The following is a 12680-nucleotide window of genomic DNA, read 5'->3' as shown; positions in this document are numbered from 1 at the left end:
CAGCCGACAATGATTACTTGGCAAACCACAAGCGGATGGTATCGATCAGGCGATGGAAAAAGCCGCCTTCGTTTACATCCTTCAGCACCACCAGCGGGTATTCGCCCACTTGCTTGCCATTGGCCATCAGCTTGACGGTGCCTACCTGCTGGCCTGCTTTCAGCGGCGCGATCAGCGGTTTGGCGGGCAGCACGGCTTGCGTGGTGAACTTGCCGCCGTCGCCCTTCGGCACGGTCAGATAACGGTCGCTGTTAAAGCCCAGACTAACGCTGTCGGCGTCGCCTTTATAAACGCGCGGCGTATCCACCACCTGGCCCGCGCTGAATGCCTTGGTGGTGTCAAAAAACTGCAGACCCCAGCCCAGCAATTTGGCCGATTCATTGGCGCGCACCACGTCGCCCGTGGTGCCCACCACTACCGAAATCAGACGACGGCCGTTGGCGTGTGTGCTAGCGACGAGGTTAAAGCCCGCCGATTCGGTGTGGCCGGTTTTCATGCCGTCGACGTTCGGGTCGCGGTACAACAGCAAGTTGCGGTTGGGCTGCTTGATCTTGTTGTACGTAAATTCGTGCATCGAATAGATCGGATAGAACTGCGGGTAATCGCGAATGATTGCGCCCGCAATCTTGCCGAGGTCGGCCACGGTCATGTAGTGGTTGGGGTCCGGCAGGCCTGTCGAATTGACGAAGTGCGAGCCATTCATGCCCAGGCGTTTGGCTTCAACGTTCATCAGTCCAGCAAATACTTCTTCGCTGCCGGCGATGGCTTCGGCCAGCGTCACGCACGCATCATTGCCCGACTGCACAATCATGCCCTTGATCAAATCGTCGACAGTGGCCGGCGTTTTGGGGTCAAGAAACATGCGCGAGCCTTCGGTCTTCCAACCTTTGGCGGAAACGGTGAGCTGCTGGTCGAGTTTAAGGCGGCCTTCTTTGACGGCCTTGAACACCACGTAGGCGGTCATCAGCTTGGTGAGCGACGCGGGCTCGATGCGGGTGTCCGGGTCTTTGGCGGTGAGCATTTCACCGCTCTGGAAATCATTGAGCGCCCATGCTTTGGCGGCCAGTTGCGGCGGCGGCGGGGTGAAGGCTTGGGCGGTGGTGGCGATCAACAGACCGACGGCGATAAGGCTTTGGGTAATGCGGCGTGAAATCATGGCGGGCAATTCTGGATTTGAAGCGGGATGGAAGAAAGTACACCTGGCGCGTACGGCGTGGTGCGTATTATGTGCGTATTTTGACTGTAAGTGTCAGGGGGAGTTTGTCCGCTTTGGGGGCGGGGTGGTTCCCCCCAATTGATTAGCAGGCTGCGAGTTGTTTGATAGTGGTGCCGGGGTCTGGGATCTTTAAACGCTTAGCCTGCGGCGCATTTTTTGATACCCGGGGGTGCCCGGGAGCACGTCACTTTTCTTTGCTTCGCCAAAGCAAAGTAACCAGAAGAAAGGCGACCCTCCGCGCGGTAAAGCTGCGCAGAAGGGGCTACTTCAAAAGCCGAAACTAACCGTCTGCATAACCGGGTTTTGTAGCTGCCGCTCCGCGGACGCGACGCTCAGTCGGAGCCCATGGCTGGTCTCCTACCTTCGCGCGCTCAGGGGATGGCGCTGGTTTGCCAGGCGTGCTGCCTCGTTGCTGCGCAACATCGGGTGGGCGTGGTGGCGGTGGGGTAGCTTCTTTGGGACGGACTGTCGGCTACCCCTGGGCTGGCTTAATCCAGCGTGAGCTCACCGCTGCCGATCGGGACGATCCGGCCGCCGACCTTGATCTGGCCTTCGGCCGTTAGCGTCAGTTTCAGATGTGCCAGGCGGTTGATGCCGTGGCCCTGGATCATGGTGGCGGTTAGCGGTAATTGCGCGTTGTTGCGCAGCAGCCAGCCGCCCAGGTTGGCGCAGGCCGAGCCGGTGCCGAAGTCTTCGCTGATGGCGCCCGCTTGTACCCAGAAAAAGCGCGCGATGATTTCGTGGTCGTTGGCCCAGGCCCATACCAGCGCCACCGAGCGGTTCTGGCCGGTGCGGGTGGCAGGCACGAACAGGTCGAGCGGCGGTTTGCAGGCGGCGACGTCGGCGGGGGTTTTGAGGGCCACCACCAGTTGTTCCGAGCCCACGTCGACAAACAGCGGCGTGCCGGCCAGGGTTTCGGGCGCGGTGCCGAGGGCGGCGGCGATATCGGCGGCCGGGGCGGCGTCGCGGTAGACCGGGGCGTTGGCGGTCAGCGTGGCGTAGTCGCCGTCGATGTCGACCGGGATATCACCCGCTTTCAGGCCCAGTTTAACCGCAGTTTGTTGTGTGGATAGTGCGATGGTCCAGGCCGTGCCTAGAGTGGGGTGGCCGGCAAACGGCAGCTCGTAGCCGGGCGTAAAGATGCGCACCTTAACGTCGGCGGCGCTACCTGGCTCGGCGGCAAACACAAACGTGGTTTCGGACAGATTGAGTTGCTGCGCGATTTTTTGCATCTGGCCATCGTTCAGGCCCGTGGCCTGATCAAACACGGCCAGCGGATTGCCGCCAAAGGTTTCTTGCGCAAACACGTTGACGATGCGATAGCGATAGGTGGGCATGTGCGGCAATCCGGAAGAAGAAGGTGAGGGCTGGCCAGAATGCGGCAGCGCGGCACTTGTCGCTAGAAACAGGCTGGGTATTTTCAGATCAAAACAGTTGCGCAAACGGGCAAAAGCGTTATCTGACCGCACATTTCGTAAGGTTTTGCGGCAACCAGGGCGATTTTGCCGCTGTATAGCGCGGGCGGACTGTATAATATGGCGCTTTGTTTTCTGACAAATCAGGCATCTGCCTGGCTTAAATAGGCAAACGGCGGGGCACATCGTTTTGATGCGACCTGATCACGCCGGCTTTTACTGGTTGAATGATGATACGCAAGCTGATCGGCAAGGTATTGCGCCGCCCGGGCAAACGGGTAATGCACGCCAAACATTACGGCATCCGTCGTGAAGACATCCATCATGGCGCGCTCAAGGTCTGTGATCGCCTGCAGGATGCGGGTTACGAGGCCTATGTGGTGGGCGGCGCGGTGCGCGACCTGATGCTGGGCAAATCGCCCAAAGACTTTGACGTGGCCACCAGCGCCACGCCCGAACAAGTGCGCCATATCTTCAACCGGTCGCGCATTATCGGCCGACGCTTTCGCATTGTGCATGTGCCGTTTTACGAGCGCGGCGGCGAAGAAATCATCGAAGTGACCACCTTCCGCGGCGCCGGCGAAGCGCCCACCGACGAATCCGGCCGCATTCTGCGCGACAACGTGTATGGCAGCCTCGAAGACGATGCGCTGCGCCGCGACTTTACCGTCAACGCCTTGTATTACGACCCCAGCCGCGAAGAAATCATCGACTTTCATCACGGTGTGGATGACGTCGAGAACAAAAAGCTGGTGATGATCGGCGAGGCCGATGTGCGTTATCGCGAAGATCCGGTGCGCATGCTGCGCGCGGTGCGGCTGGCCGCCAAGTTGGGTCTCGAAATTGCGCCGACGACGCGCAAGCCGATTTCAGAACATGCCAATCTGTTACAGAACATTCCGTCGGCGCGTTTGTTCGACGAAATGATGAAGCTGCTGTTGTCGGGCCGCGCCTGGGACTGTTTGATGTCGCTGCGCGCCGAAGGCCTGCACAACTATCTGTTTCCGGTGCTGGACCAGTTGCTGACCAAACCGGCCACTGCGCAATTCCTGCAGAAGGCTTTATCCGCCACGGACCAACGCCTGGCCGAAGACAAGCCGGTGTCGGCAGGCTTCCTGTTTGCCGCTTTGCTGTGGCACGAAGTGGAGGCCGACTGGCAGAAGCGCCAGGCCGCTGGTGAATATCCGGTGCCCGCGCTGGTGGCGGCGATGAACCAGGTGGAAGCCACCGTCGAAAAGCGCCTGGCCATCCCCAATCGCTACGGCGCGGCGATGAAAGAAATCTGGTTGCTGCAACCGCGTTTTGAACAACGCGTGGGCACGCGGCCGCACCGCTTGCTGGAGCAGCAACGCTTTCGCGCCGCCTATGACTTTTTGCTGCTGCGCGCCGAATGCGGCCTGATCGACAAAGAGTTGGCCGAGTGGTGGACGCAATTCCAGTACTGCGATGACAACACGCGCTCGGCCATGATCGCGCGCGTCGCCAGCCCGGCGCAGGGGGACCGCAAACGTCGCCGTCGGCGCAAGCCCACCGGCAAGGGTGGCGGCGCGGCGGGTGCGCCCGCAGCGGGCGGCGGCGATGAGTGAGTCGCAACGCGCCTTTATTGCGCTGGGCGCCAATATGGATGATCCGGCGGGGCAGCTCACCGCCGCGCTGCAGATGCTGGCGATGATTCCCGGCATCCGCATGCTGCACTGTTCGCGCTTTTACGCCTCGGCCCCGGTCGGTTACGCCGACCAGCCCGACTTTGTAAATGCGGTCGCGGAAATCAGCACCACGCTCAGTCCCAAACAATTGCTGGAAGCATTGCTGGCGGTGGAAGCCGCACGCGGTCGTACGCGCAGTTTTCGCAATGCGCCGCGCACGCTGGACCTCGATGTGTTGTTGTATGGCGACGCCATCATCAACGAGCCGGGCCTGAACGTGCCACACCCCCGTATGCACGAGCGCGCCTTTGTGCTGGTGCCTTTGCTCGAGATCGCCCCTGATCTCGACATCCCCGTCCTTGGCCCCGCCCAGGCATTCCTGGGGAAAGTAGCGAGCCAGCAGCTTAAACCGTTGCGCTAAACTCGGTTTTCTTGCGCCGCAACATCGGCGCCTTCGCACTCAGGACTTCCGCGCATGAAAGTAACCGTCAATACGCTGGCCAAAATGAAACAGGATGGCCAGAAGATCTCGATGCTGACTTGCTACGACGCCAGCTTTGCGTCGTTGCTGGAAGCCGCCGGGGTAGAAATCCTGCTGATCGGCGATTCGCTGGGTAATGTGATCCAGGGCCAGACCAGTACGCTGCCCGTGACGATGGACGACATGGTGTATCACACACGTTGTGTGGCGCGCGGCACGCGCAATGCCATGGTGCTGTCTGATCTGTCGTTTGGCGCTTCGCAAGTCAGCCCGCAAAAAACCTTTGAAAACGCCGCCCGCCTGATGGCCGCCGGGGCCGAGATGGTCAAGATTGAAGGCGGCATGGTAATGGCTGAAACCGTCGATTTTTTGACCACGCGTGGTATTCCGGTCTGTGTGCACATTGGCCTGCAGCCGCAATCGGTCAATATTTATGGCGGCTACAAGGTGCAAGGCAAGAGCGAAACCGAAGCCGAGACGCTAAAGCGGGATGCCTTGGCGCTGCAAGCGGCCGGGGCTAGCCTGGTGGTGATGGAAATGGTGGCGTCCAGCGTAGGCAAAGCAGTCTCCGAAGCGTTGGCCATCCCGGTGATCGGCATCGGTGCGGGCGTGGACTGCGACGGCCAGGTGCTGGTGCTGCATGACATGCTGGGCGTGTATCCGGGCAAAAAAGCACGCTTTGTCAAAAACTTCATGCATGGCCAGACCAGTATTCAGGGCGCGGTAGAGGCCTATGTGAAAGCCGTGCGGGCATCGACTTTCCCTGCGGACGAACACAGCTTCTGAGGTTAGCCATGAACGCCGAATTCGCCGCCATTACTGGCTTTGTGCTTGAACTGGAACAGCTGAAAGGCGTGTTGCGTCGGAGCATGCCGGTGGGGCTGGATCGCTATGAAAACAGCGCTGAACACAGCTGGCAGATCTGTTTGCTGGCGATGAGCATGCAAACGCAGGCGTCGCAGCCGGTCGATATCGCCTACGCGCTACAAATGCTGCTGGTGCATGACATCCCCGAAATCGATGCAGGCGATGTGCTGGTGTATGACACCAGCCAGCACGCGCTGCAGGCCGAGCGCGAACTGGCCGGTGCGCAGCGCATATTCGGCTTGCTGCCGCCCGCCACGGGCACGCGCATGCTGATGCTATGGCACGACTTCACCACGGGCACGTCGTTTGAATCGCGTTATGCGCGCGCCGTGGATCGCTTGATGCCGATGCTGCAAAACATTTACGCCGGTGGCCGCACCTGGCAGGAAAACAACATCCGCATCGATCAGATTCTGGGTAACAAGGCCAGGATCGAACCCGTGTTTCCGGGTATCTGGCAAGACCTGGAAGACCAGTTGCACCAAGCCGTTGCGCGCGGCGATTTGCTGCCCGCTGCCGCCTGATCTCGACCCGACTCTGCAGGGAATACTAACTATGAAAATCATCCATACCATCGCCGAACTGCGCGCCTGGCGCGCCACGGCGGGCAAAGTGGCCATCGTGCCCACCATGGGCAATCTGCATCAGGGCCATATGGCGCTGATCCGCGAGGCACGCCATCACACCGATAAAATCGTCGTCACTATTTTTGTGAACCGCCTGCAATTTGGTCAGGGCGAAGATTTTGACCGCTACCCGCGCACGCTGGAACAAGACGCCAGATTGATCGAAGCGATTGCACCCGATGCCGTGGTGTTTGCGCCGGACGAGCGCGAGCTGTACCCGCATGTGGTGCAGCTGTACAAGGTGGAACCGCCCGCCATTCAGGATGAATTGTGTGGCGCATTCCGGCCGGGGCATTTCCGCGGCGTGGCCACCGTGGTGACCAAGCTGTTTAACATTGTGCAGCCCGATCTGGCGTGTTTTGGCAAGAAAGACTACCAGCAGCTGTTTGTCATCCAGAGCATGGTGGACGAACTGAATATGCCGATCCAGATTGTGCCGGTGGATACCGGCCGCGATGAAGATGGCCTGGCGCTGTCATCGCGCAATGGTTATCTGACGCCGGAAGAGCGCGCCGAAGCGCCGCGCATTTTCCATCATCTGTCGCGCATGAAAGCGGCCATCGAGGCGGGCGAGCGTGATTACGAGAAGCTGGCGCAAGAAACCATCGCCGATCTGACCGCGCGTGGGTGGGGGCAGATTGATTATGTGGAAGCACGTAACGCCACCAATCTGAAACCCGCCACGCACACCGACCACCACCTTGTGCTGCTGATCGCCGCACGCATCGGCAAGACGCGGTTGATTGATAACGTCGAGATCAACCTCTAAACCCGGACGCGCTGTGCGTCCACGGCGTTTTACATAGGGTGGGTCATGACCCACCATTCAAAGCGGCTGATCAGACCCGCGCTCTTTGCGTTCTTTTCGCTGGCTTTGGTTGGTGGGTCTCGACCCACCCTATGCGGGGTGGATCACCCGCGGCAAATCTGGCCCTTCATGCCCGAACGGTCTGGCTGGGTCGATTGACCTCGCCTTGTACGTGAGCTGGCAGCCGATGCTTTCACGGGTGGGGCATGACCCACCATGCAAAGCCGCTGATCAGACCCGCGCTCTTTGCGTTCTTTTCGCTGGCTTTGGTTGGTGGGTCTCGACCCACCCTATGCGAGGTGGGTCACCGAAAAGCAATCGTCAACTCGAGGGCCATGAGGCCCGCTCAGTCGATGGTCCTCACCGCGGGCAGTTTCCACACCAGCACCAGCATCAGCGCGCTCATGGTCAGGCCGAACACCGGCATGATCCAGCCGATGCCGATATGCAGTGACAGCAGCCCTGTCACCATCGCATAGCTCAGCGGCGATAAACCCATCGACGCCATTGTGTTCAGGCTCATCACGCGGCCGATCTTGCTGCGGTCGGTGTATTGCTGGATCAGCGACATCATCGGCACGTTGTTGCTGACCACGCCCAGGCCGGTCAGAAACTGGATGCTCATCGCCAGCGGCAACCAGGTCACGTGCGACAACGAGCCAATCAGCACGCCTTCCACCACAATCACCAGCGCAATCATCAGCAGCCGCTTTTTGCGTGGCGGCAGCGCCGTCAGCAACAGGCCGCCGCCGACCATGCCAGCAGCAAACGAGCTTTGCAGATACGACAACACGCTGGCGTCGCCATGCAGATTGTCGGACGCTACAATCGGCACGCCCAAGGCCAGCGGCCCCATAAACAGCAGATTGGCAATCGCATAAATAATCATCAGCGCGCTGAGCACAGGCGACGACAGCGCGTAGCGCACGCCTTCCTGGAGTTCGTGCAGCACGTGGCGCGCTTCGCCGTGGCGGACCAGTCTGGGTTCGCGTACCGCCATCACGCAGGCCGTGCCCGCGGCCAGAATGACTGCCGTGCAGATAAAGACGCCCCGGTAATCGAGCAATGCCAACAGCGCGCCGCCCAACACCGGCCCGAATACCAGCCCGATCTGGTTGGTGGTCAGCATGATGGAATTGGCGCGCGGCAGATCGGTTTCGCTGACCACGCTGGGCAGCAATGCATCGCGCGCAGGCCAGAAAAATGCATCGAGCGCGCCGTATAAAAACGCGAACGTCGTCATGGTCCAGATATTGAGATGCCCGCCCCATAGCAGCGCCACCAGCGCCAACATCAGCAGTACGCGCAGGCTCAGCGAGCTTTTGATAATGCGCGTGCGCTGCATGCGATCGGCCAGCACGCCGCCAAACGCCATCAAGGCAATGCGCGGCACCGAGCCTGCAATCATCACGTAGCCCAACTGGGTTTTGGCATCGAGGGTTTTAACTACAAACCAGGTTTCCGACAGCGTGGCTACGGCCAGCGCCAGGTTACCCAGAATGCTGGAACACCAGATCAACAAGAAATTGCGATTGCTCAAAAGCGGCGGGGCTTGGGTCATGAGAGGGGAAACTGCGTGTGTTAAACTGCGCGCTTACTGATTTGCAAGCTCGTCGGCATCGCATTGCAAGCGGACGGAGCCGCAGCGAACCAGAACCGGATTCTACGCCAGCGTGCCGATGCCTTTGGTGGCTTCGGCAAGCTGGGCAAAACCTGTTTTTTTAACAGATCATGACCAAGGAAATCGCATCATGGCGTACCGCAAAATGACCGAGCTGGATCTATCCGGCAAAAAAGTGTTGATCCGGGCTGATTTGAACGTGCCGGTCAAAGACGGCGTGCTGGGCGACGACACCCGCATCCGCGCATCGCTGACCTCGATTGAAGCCGCGCTGAAAGCCGGCGCTGGCGTGATTGTGATGAGCCATCTGGGCCGTCCTTCCGAAGGCGAAGTCAAAACCGAAGACCGTCTTGAACCCGTGGCCAAGCGCATGGGCGAGCTGCTGGGCCGCGAGATCAAGGTGCTGGATAGCTGGGAAGGCTATCAAGTCAAACCCGGCGAGCTGGTGATGCTGCAAAACGTGCGTTGCAACGTCGGCGAAAAGAAAAACAGCGAAGAACTGGGCAAGAAATACGCCGCGCTGTGCGATGTGTTTGTGCACGACGCGTTTGGCACTTCGCATCGCGCCGAGGCTTCGACCTACGCCGTGGCCAAATTTGCCCCGGTGGCCTGCGCGGGCATCCTGATGGCGGGCGAGCTGGATGCGCTGGGTAAAGCGCTGGCTAACCCGAAGCGCCCGCTGGTGGCGATTGTGGCGGGCTCCAAAGTTTCGACCAAACTGACCATCCTCGAAGCGCTGGCCGACAAGGTCGACCAACTGGTAGTGGGCGGTGGCATCGCCAATACCTTCTTGCTGGCCGAAGGCAAAGAAGTGGGCAAATCGCTGGCCGAAGCCGATCTGATCGACAACGCCAAGGCCGTGATCAGCAAGTTGCGCGCGCGCGGTGGCGATGTGCCGCTGCCGACCGATGTGGTGACCGGCAAGAAGTTTGACGCCAACGAACCCGCCGTCACCAAGGCGCTGGATCAAGTGCAGCCCGACGACATGATTTTTGATATCGGCCCGGATTCGGCCAAGGCGCTGGCGGACATCCTCAAAAACGCCGGCACCATCGTCTGGAACGGCCCGGTAGGCGTGTTTGAATTTGACCAGTTTGGCGAAGGCACCAAGACCGTGGCGAACGCGATTGCTGAATCAAGCGCGTTCTCGATTGCGGGCGGTGGCGACACCGTGGCGGCCGCGGCCAAGTACGGCATCACCGAGAAGGTGAGCTACATTTCGACCGGCGGCGGCGCGTTCCTGGAGTTCCTGGAAGGCAAAACCCTGCCGGCCGTTGAGATTCTGGAAACGCGTTACAACGGTTAATCCGCTGCCGGCTTCATGACTTGCGTTGTGAGGCTGGACAAGTGGGAAAGGCGCTATTACAATCGCGCCTCTCTCACCGGACCCCTTGGGGTACGGACTTGGTATGCCGACATGGTGGAATTGGTAGACACGCTATCTTGAGGGGGTAGTGACTTAGGTCGTGAGAGTTCGAGTCTCTCTGCCGGCACCAACACTGGATCAAAATAAAAGCCCGAATGTTTGCACATTCGGGCTTTTATTTTGATCTTCGGCTACTGCGCGCAGGCAGCTTGCGTCCCGGCGGTGCTCGGGATCCTCATGGGCATTAAGCCCACTCCGGTCCCTGCGCTCCGGCGAAACGCAACCTGCCAGCGCTCGCTACGCCCGACACATTGCAAGGTACACGTTCTGTTTGAGGAGATCGCGGCCCTAATAGGGTGGGTCTAGACCCACCACCCAAAGCCGCCTCGCCGAAATGCTGTCCCCCGCACACCGTCGCGCTTACCCCGCATAAATCACAAACACCGTCGGCCGCTTATGCAAATCCGGGGGACTTTGGTGTTTCCACTGGCTAACCGGGTAGCTGGCAGTCAATTCATCGGCCGTCGTTAAATCGCGCGCTACGGTCAGCAATGTTTGCGCTTTGAGCGTGTTGGTCAGGCTCTCAAACAGCGCGCCGTTGCGGTAGGGCGTCTCGATAAAGATTTCCGCCTGGTGGTTCTGGCGGCTGTCGTTTTCCAGTTTGCGGATGGCGTCGATGCGGGCGGCGGGTTCGCTGGGCAGGTAGCCGTTAAAGCGGAACTTCTGGCCATTGGCGCCGCTAGCCATCAGCGCCAGCAAAATCGACGACGGGCCCACCAGCGGAGCGACGCGAATCTGGCGGCTGTGCGCCAGGCGGATCAGATTGGCGCCCGGGTCGGCCACGCCGGGGCAACCGGCTTCGGACATCAAGCCGACGTCGTGGCCCGCCAGCAGCGGGGCCAGCAGCGCGGCCAGTTCGTCGTCTTTCGTGTGTTCGTTCAGCTCATGCATCGACAGGCTGCGCAATTCGTGCGGCGTCTCAAACAATTTGAGCATCGCACGCGCGGTTTTGGGCGCTTCCACAATAAAGTGCGTCAGCGTTTGCGCCTTGGCGCGTACGTCGGCCGGGATGACGGCATTAAAGCTGTCTTCGCCCAGCGGAACCGGTAATAGATAAAGCGTGCCGAGCTGGCTCATACAATCTCCACGCCTGCGTCGGTCAGCAGGCTACACAAAGCAATCAAGGGCAAGCCGATCAGCGCGGTGGGGTCGGTACTGGCCACTTGCGCGATCATGGCAATGCCCAGCGCTTCCACCTTGGCGCTACCGGCGCAGTCGTAGGGTTGTTCGCGCTGCAGATAATGTTCAATTTGCGCATCGGTGTAGTCGCGCATGGTGACGCGCGTGATGTCGCAGGCGTGTTGCGTGCGGCCACTGCGGCTGTCGTGCAATGCCAGCGCGGTATGAAATTCGAGCGTCTTGCCGCGCATGCTTTGCAGCTGCGCCACGGCGCGCTGATGCGTGCCCGGCTTGCCCAACTGCTGGCCGTCCAGCAGCGCCACCTGGTCCGAGCCTATCAATAACGCGTCGGGATACTGGTCGTGCAGTGCTTCCGCTTTGGCAATGGCCAGGCGCAGGCTGGTGCCGGCGGCGGTTTCATGCGGCAAGGCGGTTTCGTCGACGTGTGGGGCGGCGGTTTCAAACGCCAGGCCCAGCCGGCCCAGCAATTCACGCCGATACGGCGATGTGGACGCCAATACCAGTCTGCGCGCGGCCTGGCTGGCCGTCTGATCGAGGGGAAGGGCTTGTTTTTGCAAAAGAAATCTCCATGGCGCAAAGCTAAAAAGGCTTTGACAGGAACAGGCGGCGGATTATATCATGCGCGGTTTCTGGTCCGACGGCCCTTGCCATGACAGTCATCGACAGCGCGCAGTTTGCGCGCGAAAACAGCGAACTCTCTGGCGAAATTGCAGTCGCGCAGTTGCCGCGTTTACATGATCAGCTGGCCAATACGGCGGGCACCATCACGTGGCGTATGCACGGCGGGGTCGACAAGCTTCAGCGTCCGTGGCTAAGCCTGCGGGTAGACGGCGAGTTGCAACTGGTTTGCCAACGTTGCCTTAAACCGCTGGACTGGCCCTTTGCCTCTGAGGCGCATCTGACGCAATTTGCCGACGAAGCGCACATGGACGACGCCGAGGTGCAGGACGAAGACCTGGAAGGAATTCTGATTGATCCGGCGCTGGATATTGAAGCGCTGGTTGAAGAAGAAGTCCTGCTCGCGGTACCCTTCGCGCCCACGCATGAAGCATGCGGTGGTGTAGAAGACGCACCCGAGACAGGCAAGAAAGTAAATCCGTTTGCGGTCCTGGCAGGTATGAAAACCAGGAAAGCCGAATAAAACGGACGTAGCTGCAGGCGGCTCGCGTAAAGCTCGTCCGTTGCATATTGATTAAATAACTGGTTTTCAAGGAGTTCCAAATGGCAGTTCAACAGAACAAAAAGTCCCCGTCCAAGCGTGGCATGCATCGCGCACATGACTTCCTGACCGGCCCGGCGCTGGCCGTTGAAGCCACCACTGGCGAAGTGCATCTGCGTCACCACATCAGCCCGAACGGTTACTACCGTGGCCGTCGTGTGATCAAGGCCAAGGGCGAATAAGTCCTGGCTCAGGGTGAAAACCCTTTATAACCA

Annotated in this window: 13 protein-coding genes and 1 tRNA gene; 9 read left to right on the top strand and 5 right to left on the bottom strand. The window is 60.0% G+C overall.

The annotated features are described in order from the left end of the window. Positions 1 to 13: 13 nt before the first annotated feature. On the bottom strand, positions 14 to 1156 hold the full coding sequence (locus tag WG78_RS09240; protein ID WP_053937522.1) for a D-alanyl-D-alanine carboxypeptidase family protein: 1143 nt from the start codon (positions 1154 to 1156) through the stop codon (positions 14 to 16). Between the two features lie 548 nt (positions 1157 to 1704). Then, the gene (locus WG78_RS09235) at positions 1705 to 2553 is read right to left on the bottom strand and encodes a PhzF family phenazine biosynthesis protein (protein WP_053937521.1); all 849 of its coding nucleotides are present in this window, start codon (positions 2551 to 2553) and stop codon (positions 1705 to 1707) included. A 308-nt stretch (positions 2554 to 2861) separates the two neighbouring features. On the opposite strand from WG78_RS09235, the gene pcnB reads away from it, so the two are divergent. Genes pcnB through panC form a run of 5 tightly spaced genes read left to right on the top strand, consistent with a single transcriptional unit; the run spans position 2862 to position 7020 of the window. Further along, the gene (gene pcnB / locus WG78_RS09230) at positions 2862 to 4217 is read left to right on the top strand and encodes a polynucleotide adenylyltransferase PcnB (protein ID WP_053937688.1); all 1356 of its coding nucleotides are present in this window, start codon (positions 2862 to 2864) and stop codon (positions 4215 to 4217) included. Beyond that, positions 4210 to 4698: a 2-amino-4-hydroxy-6-hydroxymethyldihydropteridine diphosphokinase gene (gene folK / locus WG78_RS09225; RefSeq protein ID WP_053937520.1), complete on the top strand. Its 489-nt coding sequence runs from the start codon at positions 4210 to 4212 to the stop codon at positions 4696 to 4698. The genes pcnB and folK overlap by 8 nt, the downstream gene beginning before the upstream one ends. 54 nt (positions 4699 to 4752) lie before the next feature. Beyond that, positions 4753 to 5544 carry a 3-methyl-2-oxobutanoate hydroxymethyltransferase gene (gene panB, locus WG78_RS09220; protein ID WP_053937519.1) on the top strand — a complete coding sequence of 264 codons (792 nt, stop codon included), beginning with the start codon at positions 4753 to 4755 and terminating at the stop codon, positions 5542 to 5544. Positions 5545 to 5552: 8 nt separating this feature from the next. Next, positions 5553 to 6149 (top strand): HD domain-containing protein, encoded by a 597-nt coding sequence (locus WG78_RS09215; protein WP_053937518.1) that lies wholly within the window; start codon positions 5553 to 5555, stop codon positions 6147 to 6149. Between the two features lie 31 nt (positions 6150 to 6180). Beyond that, a complete protein-coding gene (gene panC / locus WG78_RS09210) occupies positions 6181 to 7020 on the top strand; it encodes a pantoate--beta-alanine ligase (RefSeq protein WP_053937517.1) in 840 nt (279 codons plus the stop codon). 385 nt (positions 7021 to 7405) lie between these two features. Here panC and WG78_RS09205 read toward each other — a convergent pair whose 3' ends face one another. Next, positions 7406 to 8620, bottom strand: coding sequence for an MFS transporter (locus WG78_RS09205; RefSeq protein ID WP_053937516.1), 1215 nt, complete (start codon positions 8618 to 8620; stop codon positions 7406 to 7408). 190 nt (positions 8621 to 8810) lie between these two features. On the opposite strand from WG78_RS09205, the gene WG78_RS09200 reads away from it, so the two are divergent. Together WG78_RS09200 and WG78_RS09195 are read left to right on the top strand one after the other, a co-directional pair. Beyond that, positions 8811 to 9986 (top strand): phosphoglycerate kinase, encoded by a 1176-nt coding sequence (locus tag WG78_RS09200; protein ID WP_053937515.1) that lies wholly within the window; start codon positions 8811 to 8813, stop codon positions 9984 to 9986. 105 nt (positions 9987 to 10091) lie between these two features. Next, positions 10092 to 10176 (top strand) — tRNA-Leu (locus tag WG78_RS09195). A 290-nt stretch (positions 10177 to 10466) separates the two neighbouring features. Here the strand turns inward: WG78_RS09195 and WG78_RS09190 are convergent. After that, entirely contained in the window at positions 10467 to 11183 is a 717-nt protein-coding gene (locus WG78_RS09190; RefSeq protein ID WP_053937514.1) for an SAM-dependent methyltransferase, read from the bottom strand. After that, positions 11180 to 11803: a Maf family protein gene (locus tag WG78_RS09185; RefSeq protein WP_201782408.1), complete on the bottom strand. Its 624-nt coding sequence runs from the start codon at positions 11801 to 11803 to the stop codon at positions 11180 to 11182. Before WG78_RS09185 ends, WG78_RS09190 begins: the two co-directional genes overlap by 4 nt. A gap of 92 nt (positions 11804 to 11895) precedes the next feature. On the opposite strand from WG78_RS09185, the gene WG78_RS09180 reads away from it, so the two are divergent. Both WG78_RS09180 and rpmF read left to right on the top strand, forming a co-directional pair. Next, entirely contained in the window at positions 11896 to 12387 is a 492-nt protein-coding gene (locus WG78_RS09180; protein ID WP_053937513.1) for a YceD family protein, read from the top strand. Between the two features lie 80 nt (positions 12388 to 12467). Beyond that, positions 12468 to 12647: a 50S ribosomal protein L32 gene (rpmF, locus tag WG78_RS09175; RefSeq protein ID WP_053937512.1), complete on the top strand. Its 180-nt coding sequence runs from the start codon at positions 12468 to 12470 to the stop codon at positions 12645 to 12647. The last annotated feature ends 33 nt before the right edge of the window (positions 12648 to 12680 follow it).

This window comes from Amantichitinum ursilacus (assembly GCF_001294205.1).
Taxonomy (GTDB): Bacteria; Pseudomonadota; Gammaproteobacteria; order Burkholderiales; family Chitinibacteraceae; genus Amantichitinum; species Amantichitinum ursilacus.
This window is presented reverse-complemented; position numbering and strand designations above follow the sequence as displayed.

What these genes read in the sequence shown, in the direction of transcription:
- WG78_RS09240 (WP_053937522.1), bottom strand. Translation starts at nt 1,156, where the DNA reads ATGATTTCACGCCGCATTACCCAAAGCCTTATCGCCGTCGGTCTGTTG.
- WG78_RS09235 (WP_053937521.1), bottom strand. Translation starts at nt 2,553, where the DNA reads ATGCCCACCTATCGCTATCGCATCGTCAACGTGTTTGCGCAAGAAACC.
- pcnB (WP_053937688.1), top strand. Translation starts at nt 2,862, where the DNA reads ATGATACGCAAGCTGATCGGCAAGGTATTGCGCCGCCCGGGCAAACGG.
- folK (WP_053937520.1), top strand. Translation starts at nt 4,210, where the DNA reads ATGAGTGAGTCGCAACGCGCCTTTATTGCGCTGGGCGCCAATATGGAT.
- panB (WP_053937519.1), top strand. Translation starts at nt 4,753, where the DNA reads ATGAAAGTAACCGTCAATACGCTGGCCAAAATGAAACAGGATGGCCAG.
- WG78_RS09215 (WP_053937518.1), top strand. Translation starts at nt 5,553, where the DNA reads ATGAACGCCGAATTCGCCGCCATTACTGGCTTTGTGCTTGAACTGGAA.
- panC (WP_053937517.1), top strand. Translation starts at nt 6,181, where the DNA reads ATGAAAATCATCCATACCATCGCCGAACTGCGCGCCTGGCGCGCCACG.
- WG78_RS09205 (WP_053937516.1), bottom strand. Translation starts at nt 8,620, where the DNA reads ATGACCCAAGCCCCGCCGCTTTTGAGCAATCGCAATTTCTTGTTGATC.
- WG78_RS09200 (WP_053937515.1), top strand. Translation starts at nt 8,811, where the DNA reads ATGGCGTACCGCAAAATGACCGAGCTGGATCTATCCGGCAAAAAAGTG.
- WG78_RS09190 (WP_053937514.1), bottom strand. Translation starts at nt 11,183, where the DNA reads ATGAGCCAGCTCGGCACGCTTTATCTATTACCGGTTCCGCTGGGCGAA.
- WG78_RS09180 (WP_053937513.1), top strand. Translation starts at nt 11,896, where the DNA reads ATGACAGTCATCGACAGCGCGCAGTTTGCGCGCGAAAACAGCGAACTC.
- rpmF (WP_053937512.1), top strand. Translation starts at nt 12,468, where the DNA reads ATGGCAGTTCAACAGAACAAAAAGTCCCCGTCCAAGCGTGGCATGCAT.